The 13818-nt window shown below is 62.9% G+C and carries 12 protein-coding genes; 6 read left to right on the plus strand and 6 right to left on the minus strand.

Annotated features, from left to right (window positions below; translation table 11 throughout):
* Positions 1-274 precede the first annotated feature (274 nt).
* The gene (locus FJ954_RS19140; RefSeq protein WP_140662738.1) at positions 275-1207 is read left to right on the plus strand and encodes a phytanoyl-CoA dioxygenase family protein; all 933 of its coding nucleotides are present in this window, start codon (positions 275-277) and stop codon (positions 1205-1207) included.
* A gap of 96 nt (positions 1208-1303) precedes the next feature.
* On the opposite strand, the gene FJ954_RS19145 is transcribed toward FJ954_RS19140, so the two are convergent.
* Together FJ954_RS19145 and htpX are read right to left on the minus strand one after the other, a co-directional pair.
* The gene (locus FJ954_RS19145; RefSeq protein WP_181177870.1) at positions 1304-2692 is read right to left on the minus strand and encodes an RsmB/NOP family class I SAM-dependent RNA methyltransferase; all 1389 of its coding nucleotides are present in this window, start codon (positions 2690-2692) and stop codon (positions 1304-1306) included.
* Complete coding sequence (gene htpX / locus FJ954_RS19150) at positions 2689-3711, minus strand: zinc metalloprotease HtpX (RefSeq protein ID WP_015315147.1); 1023 nt, start codon at positions 3709-3711, stop codon at positions 2689-2691. The genes FJ954_RS19145 and htpX overlap by 4 nt, the downstream gene beginning before the upstream one ends.
* A 105-nt stretch (positions 3712-3816) precedes the next feature.
* Here htpX and FJ954_RS19155 point away from each other — a divergent pair, with 105 nt between their 5' ends.
* Entirely contained in the window at positions 3817-4038 is a 222-nt protein-coding gene (locus FJ954_RS19155) for a DUF1674 domain-containing protein (RefSeq protein WP_015315148.1), read from the plus strand.
* A gap of 9 nt (positions 4039-4047) precedes the next feature.
* On the opposite strand, the gene FJ954_RS19160 is transcribed toward FJ954_RS19155, so the two are convergent.
* On the minus strand, positions 4048-4713 hold the full coding sequence (locus tag FJ954_RS19160) for an HAD-IA family hydrolase (RefSeq protein ID WP_140662525.1): 666 nt from the start codon (positions 4711-4713) through the stop codon (positions 4048-4050).
* Positions 4714-4907: 194 nt separating this feature from the next.
* Between FJ954_RS19160 and FJ954_RS19165 the strand changes: the two genes are divergently transcribed.
* From FJ954_RS19165 to FJ954_RS19175, 3 genes are all read left to right on the plus strand, one after another.
* The gene (locus FJ954_RS19165) at positions 4908-5777 is read left to right on the plus strand and encodes a transglutaminase family protein (protein ID WP_015315150.1); all 870 of its coding nucleotides are present in this window, start codon (positions 4908-4910) and stop codon (positions 5775-5777) included.
* Positions 5778-6161: 384 nt separating this feature from the next.
* Complete coding sequence (locus FJ954_RS19170) at positions 6162-7640, plus strand: TadE/TadG family type IV pilus assembly protein (RefSeq protein ID WP_140662527.1); 1479 nt, start codon at positions 6162-6164, stop codon at positions 7638-7640.
* A 334-nt stretch (positions 7641-7974) separates the two neighbouring features.
* Positions 7975-9243 carry a cyclopropane-fatty-acyl-phospholipid synthase family protein gene (locus tag FJ954_RS19175; RefSeq protein ID WP_140662529.1) on the plus strand — a complete coding sequence of 423 codons (1269 nt, stop codon included), beginning with the start codon at positions 7975-7977 and terminating at the stop codon, positions 9241-9243.
* Between the two features lie 15 nt (positions 9244-9258).
* On the opposite strand, the gene FJ954_RS19180 is transcribed toward FJ954_RS19175, so the two are convergent.
* Positions 9259-10005 carry an MOSC domain-containing protein gene (locus tag FJ954_RS19180; RefSeq protein ID WP_140662531.1) on the minus strand — a complete coding sequence of 249 codons (747 nt, stop codon included), beginning with the start codon at positions 10003-10005 and terminating at the stop codon, positions 9259-9261.
* Positions 10005-11960 (minus strand): acetate--CoA ligase, encoded by a 1956-nt coding sequence (acs, locus tag FJ954_RS19185; RefSeq protein WP_140662533.1) that lies wholly within the window; start codon positions 11958-11960, stop codon positions 10005-10007. Before acs ends, FJ954_RS19180 begins: the two co-directional genes overlap by 1 nt.
* A gap of 318 nt (positions 11961-12278) precedes the next feature.
* On the opposite strand from acs, the gene FJ954_RS19190 reads away from it, so the two are divergent.
* A complete protein-coding gene (locus tag FJ954_RS19190) occupies positions 12279-12551 on the plus strand; it encodes an aspartate-semialdehyde dehydrogenase (RefSeq protein ID WP_140662535.1) in 273 nt (90 codons plus the stop codon).
* 206 nt (positions 12552-12757) lie between these two features.
* Here FJ954_RS19190 and FJ954_RS19195 read toward each other — a convergent pair whose 3' ends face one another.
* Positions 12758-13792 carry an aldo/keto reductase gene (locus FJ954_RS19195; protein WP_015315156.1) on the minus strand — a complete coding sequence of 345 codons (1035 nt, stop codon included), beginning with the start codon at positions 13790-13792 and terminating at the stop codon, positions 12758-12760.
* Positions 13793-13818: the final 26 nt, after the last annotated feature.

A 13818-nucleotide genomic window follows, 5' to 3' on the forward strand; every position in this document is an offset into this window, starting at 1 on the left:
TTTTCCTGCGACTTATGTCTTCTTGCGGCGGCGGCCAAACGCGCTGGGCCAACAGTTTTCGCGGTCCCGAAAGGGCTGCGGAACGCGGAAGGCATCGCCGATATAGACCCTCGTCGCGACCGTTCGATCGAATCGGTAGCCGCCGCAATTGCCTCGCGAACAGGATGCGCGGCTGAAACGGCGTGAGCAAATGGAGGTCGGTTTCCTATCCATAGGAAGGGGCCGGATGATAAGGTATTCTCCGGCCAAGGTCGAACCGATCCAGGTGATTGAAATGTCGGTATCAACGGATGAGCAGGCATTTCCGGACACCCCGCCGGTTGCCCTCACAGCTGACGGCAAGCTGCTGTCGACAATGCCGAACAGGCTCGGATACCTTTCCGCGACCGACCCGTCCGTCGGCATTGAAGCCATCCGGCATCTTTATGCGACCCAAGGCTATGTCTGGCTGAAGAGCCTTTTGCCCCGCAGGGAAGTGACCGATTTTCGTGGCTGGGTGCTTTCCCATCTTGCCGAGAGCGGGCTTTTGGAACCCGGGACGGATCCCTCGCTCGGCATCGCTTCGGATCGTGCCATCGACCGTCAGCTCGCCGAGCGCCGGCTGATGTCGGTGGTCCGGTCAACCGGTTATGAAGGCTTTTGCGCGCAGCCGCGCCTGTCGCGCTTGATGGATGGTTTCGTGGGCGGCCTATCCTATCTGCACAAACGCAAGATCATGCGCTTCACCTTGCCTGGAACGGCCACCGCGACGCCGGCGCATTACGATCTCGTTTATCTGCGCGGAGGCACCAACCGGGTGGTGACGACCTGGATACCGATCGGCGACACGACGATCGACATGGGCGGCCTGGTCTACCTGGAGGGATCACACGCCGTCGGCGCCGCCCTGGAGAGACAGTTCAACAAGGACAATTCCGCTCTCAGTCCGCAGGAGCGCATCAGTGCCTATAATCGCAACATGAGTGAGGGCGGCTGGGTGTCGAAGGACCTGCCCGATATGGCGGAGCGGTTCGACACGCGCTGGCTGATGGCGGATTTCGAAGCGGGCGACATCGTCCTTCACTCGCCCTACATGATCCATGCCTCGACGACCAACCAGAGCCTCGATGGGCTGATCCGGCTGTCGACGGATATCCGCTACCAGAATGTCGACGACGAAATCGATGCCCGCTGGGGCAATCATTGGAGCCTTGATGACATGCTTTAGAACGTTCAGCGTTCGATGGGATCGCCGCCCGCTCTAACTGTTTGTCTTCACGCAATTCCGGACGGAAAACCGTTACACGCTTTTCCTGGGATTGCTTTAGCCGGCACGTCGCATGCGGGCTGCGTAGAAGCCGTCGAGACCGGAAATCGCGGGTGCGCCCAGCACCATGTCGGCGGGCGTGGTGCGCAGCGTGCCATCGGATGTGAGGAACGGGTCGAGACAGGCAGATTCACCCAGCCGGATCGGATCGGTGGTCACCCCCGGATTGTCGACCAGGAAGGCGCGATAGAGTTCCTCGCCTTCTCGCGGATCGAGCGAACAATTGGAAAAGACGATCCGGCCGCCGGGCCTGACCAGCATCACGGCGCGGGCGAGCAGCCTGCGTTGCAGGTCGGCGAGTTTTTCGACGTCCGCCGCCGTCTTGGTCCACGGCACGTCGGGATGTCGCCGAACGGTACCGGTCGAGGAACATGGCGCGTCGAGAAGCACGGCGTCGAACAACTCCGCCGGCTCGTATTTGAGCAGATCGGCCTGGACGATTTCGGCGGAGAGGCCGAGGCGCGCAAGGTTCTGCGTCAACCGCGCCAGCCGGTTCTTCGAAGTGTCGACGGCGGTGACCTTGGCACCGGCGAGAATGAGCTGCGCGGTCTTGCCGCCGGGCGCGGCGCAGAGATCGGCGACGCGCAATCCGCTGACATCGCCGAACAGTCTTGCCGGCAAGCTGGCGGCCGCGTCCTGGACCCACCATGCACCCTCCGCGAAGCCCGGCAATTCGGTGACGGCGCCGGCAAGCTTCTCCACCCGAACCGTGCCCGTCGGCAGGACAATGCCGCCAAGCTTTTCGGCCCAGAGTTCGGGATCGGCCTTGACCGAGAAATCGACCGGCGCCTCGTGGCGGTGGGCAGCCAGGATCCGCCGGGCCTTCTCGGCGCCGTAAGCGGCCTTCAGCCGGTCGGAAAACCATTTCGGCGCTTCGTCGGTGGCGGCAAGCGCGGCCGGAAGCTCGGATTCCTTGGCCCGCGCGAGCGTGCGCAGCACACCGTTGACCAGGCCGGAAAAGCGCTGCGTGCGGGGATCGGACTTGGCGTGCGTCACCGCGAGGTCGACGGCGGCGCTGTCGGGAATGTCGAGGAACAGGATCTGCGCCGCCGCCACATGCAGGATATGCGACAAGGCGGTCGCGTTGGGCGGCAGCGGCTTTTCCAGGCGCCGCGCCAGGAGCCCCGCTATGGTCATGCGGTAGCGCAGCGCGGTGACCAGTATGGCGCGTACCAGGCCACGGTCGCGCAGATCAAGCGCCTTGTATTGCGGATGACCATTCTCGTGATCGGTCAGGCCGTCGAGCGGCGTGCGGGCGTCGATGACGGCGGCCAGCAGTCGCGCCGCCGCCTTGCGCGCGGCAAGGCCGGCAACGAATTCGCCGCCGGCATTGTGATCCTGATCGCCTGGAACCGTGCGTCGAGGTGCCCTGCCCGCGACACTCACGACCACCGGCCCTTGGGTCCGGTCGGATTGCGACCCCACGGATTGGATTTTGGGCTGGCCGGCCCGGTCGCCGGTTCTGGCGCGGTTGGCTTGCCCCACGGTCCGGTCATCTCCGGCTCGTCAGCCTGCGTTGACATCGGCGCTTGGCGCTGCGTGGCTGGCGGAGCGCCTTCGCCCATCCGCTGTGCCATCGCCTGCAGCGCGGCGATGCGGTTGTCGGTGCTCGGATGGGTGGAGAACAGACTGTCCATGCGCTCGCCATGCAGGGGGTTGATGATGAAGAGATGCGCCATCGCCGGATTGCGCTCGGCATCGGGATTGGGAATGCGTTCGGCCCCGCGGGCGATCTTGTCAAGCGCGGAGGCCAGCCACAGCGGGTGTCCACAGATTTCGGCGCCGCGCCGGTCGGCTTCGTACTCGCGAGTACGGCTGACCGCCATCTGCACGATCATGGCGGCGAAGGGCGCCACGATCATCGCCGCCAGCACGCCGACAAAGCCGAATGGATTGTTGTTTTCGCGGCTGCCGCCGAGGAAAAAGGCGAAATTGCCGAGCATCGAGATGGCGCCGGCAAAGGTGGCCACGATGGTCATGGTCAGCGTGTCGCGGTGCTGGACATGGGCGAGCTCATGCGCCATCACGGCGGCGACCTCCTCATGGGTCAGCCGCTGCAGCAGGCCGGTGGAGGCGGCGACCGCCGCGTTCTGCGGATTGCGTCCGGTGGCAAAGGCATTCGGTTGCGGATTGTCGATCAGATAGGTCCTGGGCATCGGCAGGCCGGCCTGCTTGGCCAGCGCCTGGACGATGGCGTAATATTCCGGCGCGTTTTTCTCGTCGACCTCGACGGCGCGATTCATCGACAGCACCATCTTGTCGGCGTTCCAGTAGCTGAACAAATTGGTGCCGGCGGCAATGACCAACGCGATCATCATGCCGCCCGAACCGCCGATCAAAAAGCCGACGCCCATGAACAGCGCCGTCATGGCGGCGAGAAGCATGGCGGTGCGAATGGTATTCATCGTCTGCTCCTGTCCGGATGGTGGTGAAAAAGGCTCGATCCTCGTGAGGTCATCGCTATATGATGGGAAACGCCCGTTCCCGTTTCAATCCACTGGAAATATCGCATGAACGACGAAACCAGTAAAACGCCGCCCGGCCCGGACGATGGCACGCCGCCACGGGAGCTGACGCCCGCCGCCCGCCGCGCGCTGCAGGAAGCCGAGGCAAGGCGGCAGGACTACCGCCGCAAGGAAGCAGCACTTCCGCGGGAGATCGGCGGCCGTGGCGGCAAGGAGCCCGGCCGCTATGGTGACTGGGAGGTCAAAGGCCTGACCAGTGATTTCTAGCGACTGATCTCAAGCAGCGTTGCGCCGCGGCTCGAGTGCAACCCAGCCTCGCTCGTCGACGGTGATGCCGATTGCGTCATAACCTGATATCGCCGCGTGCTGTGTTGCCAGGGGGTGCTGGTGCGTGGCGTTGATCACCATGACCGGAGCGCCCGCCGCCTCCGCCGCCGCGATGCCGGCCGGGGCATCCTCGAACACCAGGCAATCGCGCGCGTCGAAGCCAAGGCGTCTTGCGCCGAGCTGGAAGCAATCTGGCGCCGGCTTGCCGCGGGAAACGTCCTCCGCCGCGACGAGGACCGCGGGGACGGGAATGCCGGCGACCTTCATGCGTGCAAGCGCCAACGAGCGTGGCGCCGAGGTTACGATCGCCCAGCGCTCCGGCGGCAGGGATTTGAGGAATGCCACGGCGCCGGCGATCTGGACGATGCCGTCGAGATCGTCGGCCTCGGCCTTCAGCAGCAGATCCGCTTCGTGTCTCGGGTCGACGCCCGGAAGCGCCAGGGCGGTGATGGTCTCGATCGCCCGTACGCCGTGGATCGTCGGCAGGAAGGCCGCGACATCGAGGCCGTGGCGCTGCGCCCAATCGCCCCAGACCCGCTCCGCCGAGGCGATGGAATTGATGAGCGTGCCGTCCATATCGAAGAGGAAGGCGGCGAATTTTCTGCCAGCAAACATGATTTTCCTTGAAGTGCGGGGGAGGGGTCGAGGGAGGACGCAACCGTAACGCCAAGGCGGTGACATGGAAAGGCGCGCGAGCGCATTTGGGGAAAGGCGCGCGAGCGCATTTGGGGCGCGATCCAGGGAACCACCGTCACCTTGCAACGTTTCAAACGTACAATTCCCACCACGCGAACCAAGGGACGACGCCCATGCTGATACGCCTCGGCTATGAGATTGCCATCGAATGCGCCGAGGCCACTCCGGTGATTTCGCTGCTCGAGATTCACAAGGACAGGCAGGCCGACATCAAGCGGCAGACGCGTGTCCTGACCTCGCCTTCGGTGCCGACCAGACTCTATCATGACCTGCACGGCAATGCCTGCCGCCGCTTCACGGCGCCGGCCGGCGGCTTTCGCATCCTTTATGACGCGGTCGTGGAGGACAGCGGCGAGACGGATGAGGTCAATACGCTGGCCCGGGAAATGCCCGTCGCCGAGCTGCCTGACGAGGTGCTGTTCTATCTCCTGGGCAGCCGCTATTGCGAGACGGATCATCTGAGTAACCTTGCCTGGCAGCTCTTCGGCCATCTTCCTTCCGGCTGGGCGCGGGTGCAGGCGATCGTCGACTATGTCCATAACCGCCTGTCCTTCGGCTACGGCTATGCCCGTTCGACCCGCACCGCCGCGCAAGCGCACGAGGAACGTGTCGGGGTGTGCCGAGACTTTGCCCATCTGGCGATCACGCTCTGCCGCTGCATGAACATTCCGGCGCGCTACGTGAACGGCTACCTCGGCGATATCGGCGTGCCGGCGGATCCCGCGCCGATGGATTTCTCGGCCTGGATGGAAGCCTTCCTGGACGGCAAGTGGTATACGTTCGACCCGCGCCACAACCGGCCGAGGACCGGTCGCGTCGTCATTGCGCGCGGCCGCGACGCCACCGACGTTCCCTTGCTGCACAGTTTCGGCCCGCACCGGCTGAGCTTGTTCAAGGTATGGACCTACGAACAGGAAGGCAGGCTGTTCAATCCACCCTATCACGGCATCGACAGGACGGTCAGCGCGCGGATGCTGGCCTAACTGCGTTGATATTCAGGTGAGGCCGGGCTGCAAATGGCTTGGCCTGACATGAATCTCAACACACCTGGCCGGGTTTGTGCCTCGACATGCTTCGCAATCCTGGGACAGTTGGCCCGCTTCGGCACAGAGATGCTGTGCCGCAACAAGACGTCGCCAGACACCGGACCAGCACTTCGGTCTGGGCATGGTAAGCGTCCGGTAAAGGTGCGCGCGGATACACGCTGACGTTTACCGACCGTTCACCTTCTTACCCCGTGAAAATCCAATAAAAGCAATGTTCTGCTGGTGAATTCCCGATCGCGGATCGGGTCGCCTCCCGTTCCGGCTGGAATCCTGCATTGCCCCCGATGCGGCGACGAGGCCGAGGCAAGTGGAGGCTGTTGGATGCGGAATTACGGGGGTCTTGTTCACGCGGTCGGCGGCTTCGCCAGAGACCGCAGTGGAAATTTCGCGGTCCTGTTCGGCTTTGCTGCCTCGGTCTTGGCGCTGGCCGCAGGCTTCTCGGTCAATATCACGCAGCTCTACAACGCCAGATCGAGCCTGCAGGGCGTGATCGACGCGGCAGTGACATCGACGGCACGTGACCTGACCACCGGCGCCATCAAGGAGGCCGACGCAAACAAATCCGTGCAGGCCTTTCTCGACGCCAACGGCACGGGGGGCATTCTGCACGCTGGCCAGATCGTGCTCGACAAGCTGATCGTCGACAGGACCGCCAACACGGTCCAGGCGGATGCCCACGTCGATGTCGGCCTCTATTTCCCGTTGTTCAGCACCGGTGACATGCAGCGCGTCGGCGCTTCCACCAAAGCGCTCTATTCCGACAAGCAGATAGAGGTGGCCATGATGCTCGACATAACGGGATCGATGGCCAAGCGGGGCAACGTCAACAAGATCGGCGATCTGAAAGTCGCTGCGACGAACGCCGTCAAGACGATGCTCGAGAACCAAGACCCGAAGAACCCCCGCGTCCGTGTCGCGATTGTGCCCTATGCATCTGGCGTGAACGCCGGAAAACTGGCCGAAAACGTCTATGCCGAGAAGCAAGGGAGTTCTGAACTACCACCCGTCGCCGGCAGTTCGCTTCTCGTTGCCAAGACGGGCAAAAATCTGCTGCCGTCCTTCAGCGACTACGTCTCCATTGTTGGGGCGGCCATGCCACACCCGGATAATTGCGCTACAGAGCGCAAGAATAAGAACGGCGATGCCGACTTGAGCGCCGATGGCCCTGACACGGTTCGCACAGACAGGAACGGCAAGAAATATTATGCCCTGGTGAATCGGGACGATCATCTCAGCGACCAGGGAATGAACAAGTGTCCTGACGCGCAAGTGATCCCGCTGACCGCGGATTCGGAGGCATTGCTTGATTCGATCGACGACTTCCAGGCCGATGGTTATACGGCCGGCGCGATCGCCATTCAGTGGACCTATTACATGCTGTCGCCGCAATGGCGCGCTGCGATCGAGAATGCCGGTCTCGGCAACGGCGCTTCGAACGCCGATGCGAAGAAGGTCGCCAAGGTTGCGATCCTGATGACCGATGGCCAGTTCAATACCGCCTTCGCGGGTGTTGCTGGGAGATACAACAGCCAGGGCAATCTTGCGCGCGGCAATGCTGAAACGCTGTGCGACAATATGAAAAATGACGACATCGAGATTTTCACCATCGGCTTCGACCTCAACGATAAGGATATGTCGGCAACCGAGAGGGACCAGGCAAAGGCGGTGCTAAAGGATTGTTCTTCGAAAGACGCCTCCGCCGCCGAGAGACATTATTTCGAGGTGTCCACCGGGCTGGAATTGGATAATGCCTTTCAGGAAATCATCCGCAACACCGAAAAGGTCGTACTGACCCAATAGACCGTAAAAAGGAAAAGGCCGCCGCTTCTTTCGAAGCCGGCGGCCTTCCGTGTTTCCGTCCATGGCGCGGCTCAATGGTGGTGACGCTTACGTCACCGACCGCGCATCTCGCGCCTTAACGGGAAGACTGCTTCCCGAAAGTGCAATCCGCTGAGCCCACGTTCTGGAAAACGAAATCACTCGACATCGGATCACCTCCTTTCGATTTGTTGAACACACACTCATGATGGGGTGCGTTGCAGCAAATGACAAGATGCCGGGTGGAAAAAGCGTGACGTGCTTGCGATCCGCGGCCCAAAAGGACAACATCGCGTCATCGACTGCGGGGAAGGGCATGGACGCCACCGAAAGAGCTGCGCGCATCGTTCGAACGGTAGTCGAGGCGATCAAGCCCGGCTTCGCGGTCAGGCTGTGGACCGGCGAGCGGATCGGCCCCGCCACCGGCCCCGTGCTGATCATCAACGACCACGACATTGTCTGGCAGATCGTTCGCCGACCGTCCCTGTCGACCCTTATCGAGATGTGGATATCCAAGGCCGTCGACATCGAGGACGGATCGCTGTTCGATTTCTATGCCCTGCCTTCGACGGGCAAGCTGCGGTCGAAGCTGAAGGCGTTGCCCAAACGGGCGCTTCTACGTGACTTGCCGGCGGTGCTGTTTTCGAGAAAGCAGATGGCGTCGCGGGTCGATCTCGCGGGGCGCAACCCGTTCGTCAGCGGCTCCAGCAAGGAGGCGATCCAGCATCACTATGACATCTCGAATGCCTTTTACGGGCTCTTTCTCGACGAGCGCATGGTCTATAGCTGCGGGTATTTCCAGGATTTCGCAAACGGCATCGACGAGGCGCAGGTCGACAAGCTCGACCATATCTGCCGCAAGCTTCGGCTGAAGCCCGGCGAAAGATTGCTCGACATCGGCTGCGGCTGGGGCGCGATGCTGATCCACGCCGCGAAAAACTATGGTGTCGTCGGACACGGCGTCTCGCTCTCGCAAGCCCAGACCTCACTAGCGCGCGAGCGCATTCGCGCCGAGGGTCTGGAGGACAAGATCACCATCGAGATAAAGTCCTATGCGGAGCTCACCGGCACCTTCGACAAGATATCGTCCATCGGCATGTTCGAGCATCTGGGCCTGGCAAACCATGCCGCTTATTTCTCCGCTGTCCACCGGCTGCTGAAACCGGGCGGCATCTATCTGCATCACGCCATCACCAGGCGCAGCAAGGGCGACGTCAAGAAGACCCTGCGCAAGGGGCCGGAATACAAGGCGCTGATCAAATACATTTTCCCGGGTGGCGAACTCGACACGATCGGCATGACATCAGGCAATCTCGAAGCACACGGCTTCCTCGTCTATGATGTCGAGAATTTGCGCGAGCACTATGCCCGCACCTGCAGGCTGTGGGCCGAGCGTCTGCAGGCGCGGTTCGACGAGGCGATCGGCGAGGTCGGCGAAGCCAAGGCGCGGCTGTGGCTGCTTTACCTGAGCGGCTGCTCCATCACCTTCGAACGCGCCTCGGCGCAGATATTCCAGACTGTCGCCACCAAACGCGCGCGAGGCCCGAGCGGCCTGCCACCGACGCGGGCGGATCTTTATCGATAGGCTTGGGCCGGAAGGTCAGACGAACCGCATCGGCGCGCCGGTCTCGACACGACCGGGCCGGTCGACGGTGCAGTAGACGCCGAGGTTGTGGGCGTTGTGGCGGACCAGATTGCGCAGGATGGCGGGGTCATGGTCGAAACCATCCTGGGCGATGATGGTGAAGCCGCAGCGGCGGCACGGCTCCGAGATGGTCAGGACGAGGTCGCCGATGGCGAGCTTCTTGCCCATCCATTCGGTTTCAGGAAACGAGCCGTCGACCGAGGCCATGTCGACGACGATGTTGGGACGGAAGCGGCGCGGATCGGCGACCCCCTCCGGATGGAGCGCCTCCAGCCGTGCCAGCGAGGCGGTGGTCAGGAGATGGATCGGCGCCTTGCGGTAGCGCTCCGCGGTCAGCGGCCCGGCATAGCCGGCCGCGTTCTCCCCGCGGAACGGCCGGATCGAGGCGCGGAAGCCGAGATAGGCCGACACGACGCGGTCGCATTCGGCGCCGGGGGCGGCGAGCCAGTCGCCATCGGGGACGGCGATTTCCAGTTCGCTGTCGCGGCTCAGCCGGGTGCGGATGCGCGGCACCTTGTTCCACTTGGCGTCACGATCGGGCCGGGCGATCTCATTGTCCGAGGCATCGACAAGGCCGAACAGGCGGTCGCCCTCGATCCCAGCCGGTCCAACCAGGATGGTGTCCCGGCGCTCGCCGGCGAGCGAACTTGCCGGATAGCGCCACAACTGGGTGACGGTGCCCAATACCGCGTCTTCCCGCATCAGCCCTTCTTGTTCTGCCTGTTGGCAACGAGGTCGTCGACCACGGCCGGATCGGCAAGCGTCGAGGTGTCGCCGAGCGCGGAAAAATCATCCTCGGCGATCTTGCGCAGGATGCGGCGCATGATCTTGCCCGAACGCGTCTTGGGCAGGCCCGGCGCGAACTGGATCTTGTCAGGCGTGGCGATTGCGCCGATCTCCTTGCGGACATGGGCGACAAGCTCCTTGCGCAGATCCTCGCTCGGCTGCCCGCCGGCCATCAGGGTGACGTAGCAATAGATGCCTTGGCCCTTGATATCATGGGGATAGCCGACGACGGCGGCCTCGGAAACCTTGTCATGGCTGACCAGGGCCGATTCGACCTCGGCCGTGCCCATGCGGTGGCCGGAGACGTTGATGACGTCGTCGACGCGGCCGGTGATCCAGTAGTAGCCATCGGCGTCGCGGCGGCAGCCGTCACCGGTGAAGTATTTTCCTTTGTAGGCGGAGAAATAGGTCTGCACGAAACGGTCGTGATCGCCATAGACGGTGCGCATCTGGCCGGGCCAGGAATCGGTGATGCAGAGGTTGCCGTCGGCCGCACCGTCCACCACCTTGCCCTCGCTATCGACCAGCTGCGGCTTGATGCCGAAGAAGGGCCGTGTCGCCGAACCCGCCTTGAGGTCGGTGGCGCCCGGCAGCGGCGTGATCAGGATGCCGCCGGTCTCGGTCTGCCACCATGTATCGACGATCGGGACCCTGCCGTCGCCGACGACGTTGAAATACCACTCCCAGGCTTCCGGGTTGATCGGCTCGCCGACCGAGCCCAGCACGCGCAGCGACTTGCGAGAGGTCTTCTTCACATGCGCGTCGCCGGCACCCATTAGCGCGCGCAGCGCCGTCGGCGCGGTGTAGAAGATGTTGACCTTGTGCTTGTCAATGACTTCCCAGAAGCGCGACTGAGAGGGGTAGTTCGGCACGCCCTCGAACATCAGCGTGGTGGCGCCGTTGGCGAGCGGCCCGTAGACGATGTAGCTGTGGCCGGTCACCCAGCCGACATCTGCGGTGCACCAATAGATGTCGCCGTCATGATAGTCGAAGACATATTGGTACGTCATCGACACATAGACGAGGTAGCCGGCGGTGGTGTGCAGCACGCCTTTCGGCTTGCCGGTCGAGCCCGACGTGTAGAGGATGAACAGCGGATCCTCCGCCTTCATCTTCTCCGGCTTGCAATCAGACTTAACCGTCGCGACTTCGTCGTGATACCAGACATCGCGTCCCGGCGCCCAGCCGATCTTGCCGCCGGTGCGGCGCACGACCACAACGGTCTTGACCTTGACATGGTGCTTGGCGGCGATGTCGATCGCCTTGTCGGTGTTTTCCTTGAGCTGAATGGGCTTGCCGCCGCGCAGACCCTCATCGGCGGTGATGACGAAGGTCGATTCGCAATCGACGATGCGGCCGGCCAAGGCGTCCGGCGAAAAGCCGCCGAAGACGACCGAATGGATAGCGCCGATACGCGTGCAGGCCAGCATCGCGTAGGCCGCCTCCGGGATCATCGGCATGTAGATGGTGACGCGGTCGCCTTTCTTGACGCCGTGCTTCTTCATCACATTGGCGAGCCGGCAGACGTGCCCGTAGAGTTCGTTGTAGGTGATTTTCTTGTCGTCGTAGGGGTTGTCGCCTTCCCAGATGATGGCGGTCTGGTCGCCGCGCTTCTTCAGGTGGCGGTCGATGCAATTGTACGAGACATTGGTCTGGCCATCCTCGAACCACTTGATCGAGACCTTGCCGTCGAAGGAGGTGTTCTTGACCTTGGAGAAGGGCTTGAACCAGTCGATGCGCTTGCCGTGCTTGCCCCAGAACTTGTCCGGGTTCTTCACGCTGTCGGCATACCATTTGAGGTAGGTGTCATTGTCGATCAGGGCGTTCTTCTTCCACGCCGGCTGGACGCGATGGACATGAACCTCGGACATTTCTTGGCTTTCCTCCCGAACCAGTCCGCCGGCTTGAAACGCCCGCGGGATCGCGGCGACGCAGCCGCGAATTCGGCGGCATTATTACCAGTTCCGTCGCGACGGCAACATTAGACGTTGGATTCGCGCGGCGGGATGCCGCAGGGGCGCTTTCCGGAACTGTCAGCACTCGACGCGGTTCGCTGCTAACCGCATGTTTTTACGCGAAAAGTTCCCTTTGAGATCAACAAAAATCAATAGACAGTTAAGTAACGGCGCGCACAATTGGCAGCTGGGAGGAAAGGAGAATCAACCAGGGGACCGCCCAAGGGGACCATAATGCACCACCATCTTGAAATGGACCTGATGCTCAAAGGCTACGGCCTGACCACGGCCAAGATTCTTTATCATTTCCCCGACCACCCGCATCTCCTGCAGAGCTTCGTCTGGCAGGACTACGACATCGCTCTGAGGTTTCCGGTGCTGATCCGGTTCATCGAATTCTGGAAAGCCAAGCTCGACGGGCCACTGCATTCGGTGGTCTACACGCACCAGAAGCTGATCGCGCCGAATGAATGGCGCAAGGTGGATGGCGAGTTCGTGCTGCATTGAGCGGTGATACAGCTGATCTCCCCCCTTGCTGGGGAGATGCCCGGCAGGGCAGAGGGGGGTGCTGTCCCGTCGACATCTCAGCAATTATCCATGGGGCCGTTCGCCGCTAGTGGTTCTAGTCAACGCCGCGTTCCTTCACACCCGCTCTGTCCTGCCGGACATCTCCCCCGCAAGGGGGGAGATGGCAGCTTCAACGCCAGCGCGGCTCAAACCGCCGGCGGGTTGAGGCGGGCGAAGCCTTCTTGGCGGCGATAGGGAAAGTACGGGTAGGGCGCGGTGACTTCGCTTGCGGCGTCGAGCTTCTTCACCTGCTCCGGTGTCAGCGCCCAGCCGACGGCGCCAAGGTTTTGGCGCAGCTGCTCCTCGTTGCGAGCGCCGATGATAACGGAGGAAACGGTCGGGCGCCGCAGCAGCCAGTTGATGGCGATCTGCGGCACGGTCTTGCCGGTTTCCTGCGCCACCGCGTCGAGCTCATCCATGACCCGATAGAGATGCTCGTCCCCGACCGGCGGCCCGAAATCAGCCGTCTCGTGCAGCCGGCTCTTTTCCGGCAGAGGCTGGCCACGGCGGATCTTGCCGGTCAGGCGGCCCCAGCCGAGCGGGCTCCACACCAGCGCGCCGACGCCCTGGTCGAGGCCGAGCGGCATCAGCTCCCATTCGTAGTCGCGGCCGAGCAGCGAATAGTAGACCTGATGCGCGGCGTAGCGGGGATAGCCGTGCTTCTCCGCCAAGCCGAGCGACTTCATCACCTGCCAGCCGGAGAAGTTGGAGGCGCCGACATAGCGCAGCTTGCCGGAGCGAACGAGGTCATCCAGCGTCGACAGCACTTCCTCGATCGGCGTGCCCGCATCGAAGGCGTGCAGTTGCAGCAGGTCGATATAATCGGTGCCGAGGCGCTTCAGCGCGGCGTCGACCGACTTGATCAGCCGCGAGCGCGAGGAGCCGTAGTCGCCCGGCCCTTCGCCCATCGGCAGCGCCGTCTTGGTCGAGATCAGCACCGCGTCGCGACGGCCCTTGATCGCTTCGCCGAGCACCTCCTCCGAGGCGCCGTTCGAATAGACGTCCGCCGTGTCGAACAGGTTGACGCCGGCCTCGAGACAGATGTCGATCAGCCGCCGCGCTTCCTGCGCGTCGCTGTTGCCCCAGGCGCCGAACAGCGGGCCGGAGCCGCCGAAGGTGCCCGCGCCGAATGAAAGCGCCGGGACTTTCAGGCCCGATGCGCCGAGACGTCGATAGTCCATTTTCTTGCTCCTGGTGTTTTGTGAAG

The sequence above is a fragment of the Mesorhizobium sp. B2-3-15 genome, from assembly GCF_006442875.1.
Taxonomy (GTDB): Bacteria; Pseudomonadota; Alphaproteobacteria; order Rhizobiales; family Rhizobiaceae; genus Mesorhizobium; species Mesorhizobium australicum.

Excerpts from the sequence above, each read along its gene's own strand:
- FJ954_RS19180 (WP_140662531.1), bottom strand. The coding sequence starts at position 10,005 with ATGCGGGAAGACGCGGTATTGGGCACCGTCACCCAGTTGTGGCGCTAT.
- FJ954_RS19165 (WP_015315150.1), top strand. The coding sequence starts at position 4,908 with ATGCTGATACGCCTCGGCTATGAGATTGCCATCGAATGCGCCGAGGCC.
- FJ954_RS19155 (WP_015315148.1), top strand. The coding sequence starts at position 3,817 with ATGAACGACGAAACCAGTAAAACGCCGCCCGGCCCGGACGATGGCACG.
- htpX (WP_015315147.1), bottom strand. The coding sequence starts at position 3,711 with ATGAATACCATTCGCACCGCCATGCTTCTCGCCGCCATGACGGCGCTG.
- FJ954_RS19140 (WP_140662738.1), top strand. The coding sequence starts at position 275 with ATGTCGGTATCAACGGATGAGCAGGCATTTCCGGACACCCCGCCGGTT.
- acs (WP_140662533.1), bottom strand. The coding sequence starts at position 11,960 with ATGTCCGAGGTTCATGTCCATCGCGTCCAGCCGGCGTGGAAGAAGAAC.
- FJ954_RS19195 (WP_015315156.1), bottom strand. The coding sequence starts at position 13,792 with ATGGACTATCGACGTCTCGGCGCATCGGGCCTGAAAGTCCCGGCGCTT.
- FJ954_RS19170 (WP_140662527.1), top strand. The coding sequence starts at position 6,162 with ATGCGGAATTACGGGGGTCTTGTTCACGCGGTCGGCGGCTTCGCCAGA.
- FJ954_RS19175 (WP_140662529.1), top strand. The coding sequence starts at position 7,975 with ATGGACGCCACCGAAAGAGCTGCGCGCATCGTTCGAACGGTAGTCGAG.
- FJ954_RS19160 (WP_140662525.1), bottom strand. The coding sequence starts at position 4,713 with ATGTTTGCTGGCAGAAAATTCGCCGCCTTCCTCTTCGATATGGACGGC.
- FJ954_RS19190 (WP_140662535.1), top strand. The coding sequence starts at position 12,279 with ATGCACCACCATCTTGAAATGGACCTGATGCTCAAAGGCTACGGCCTG.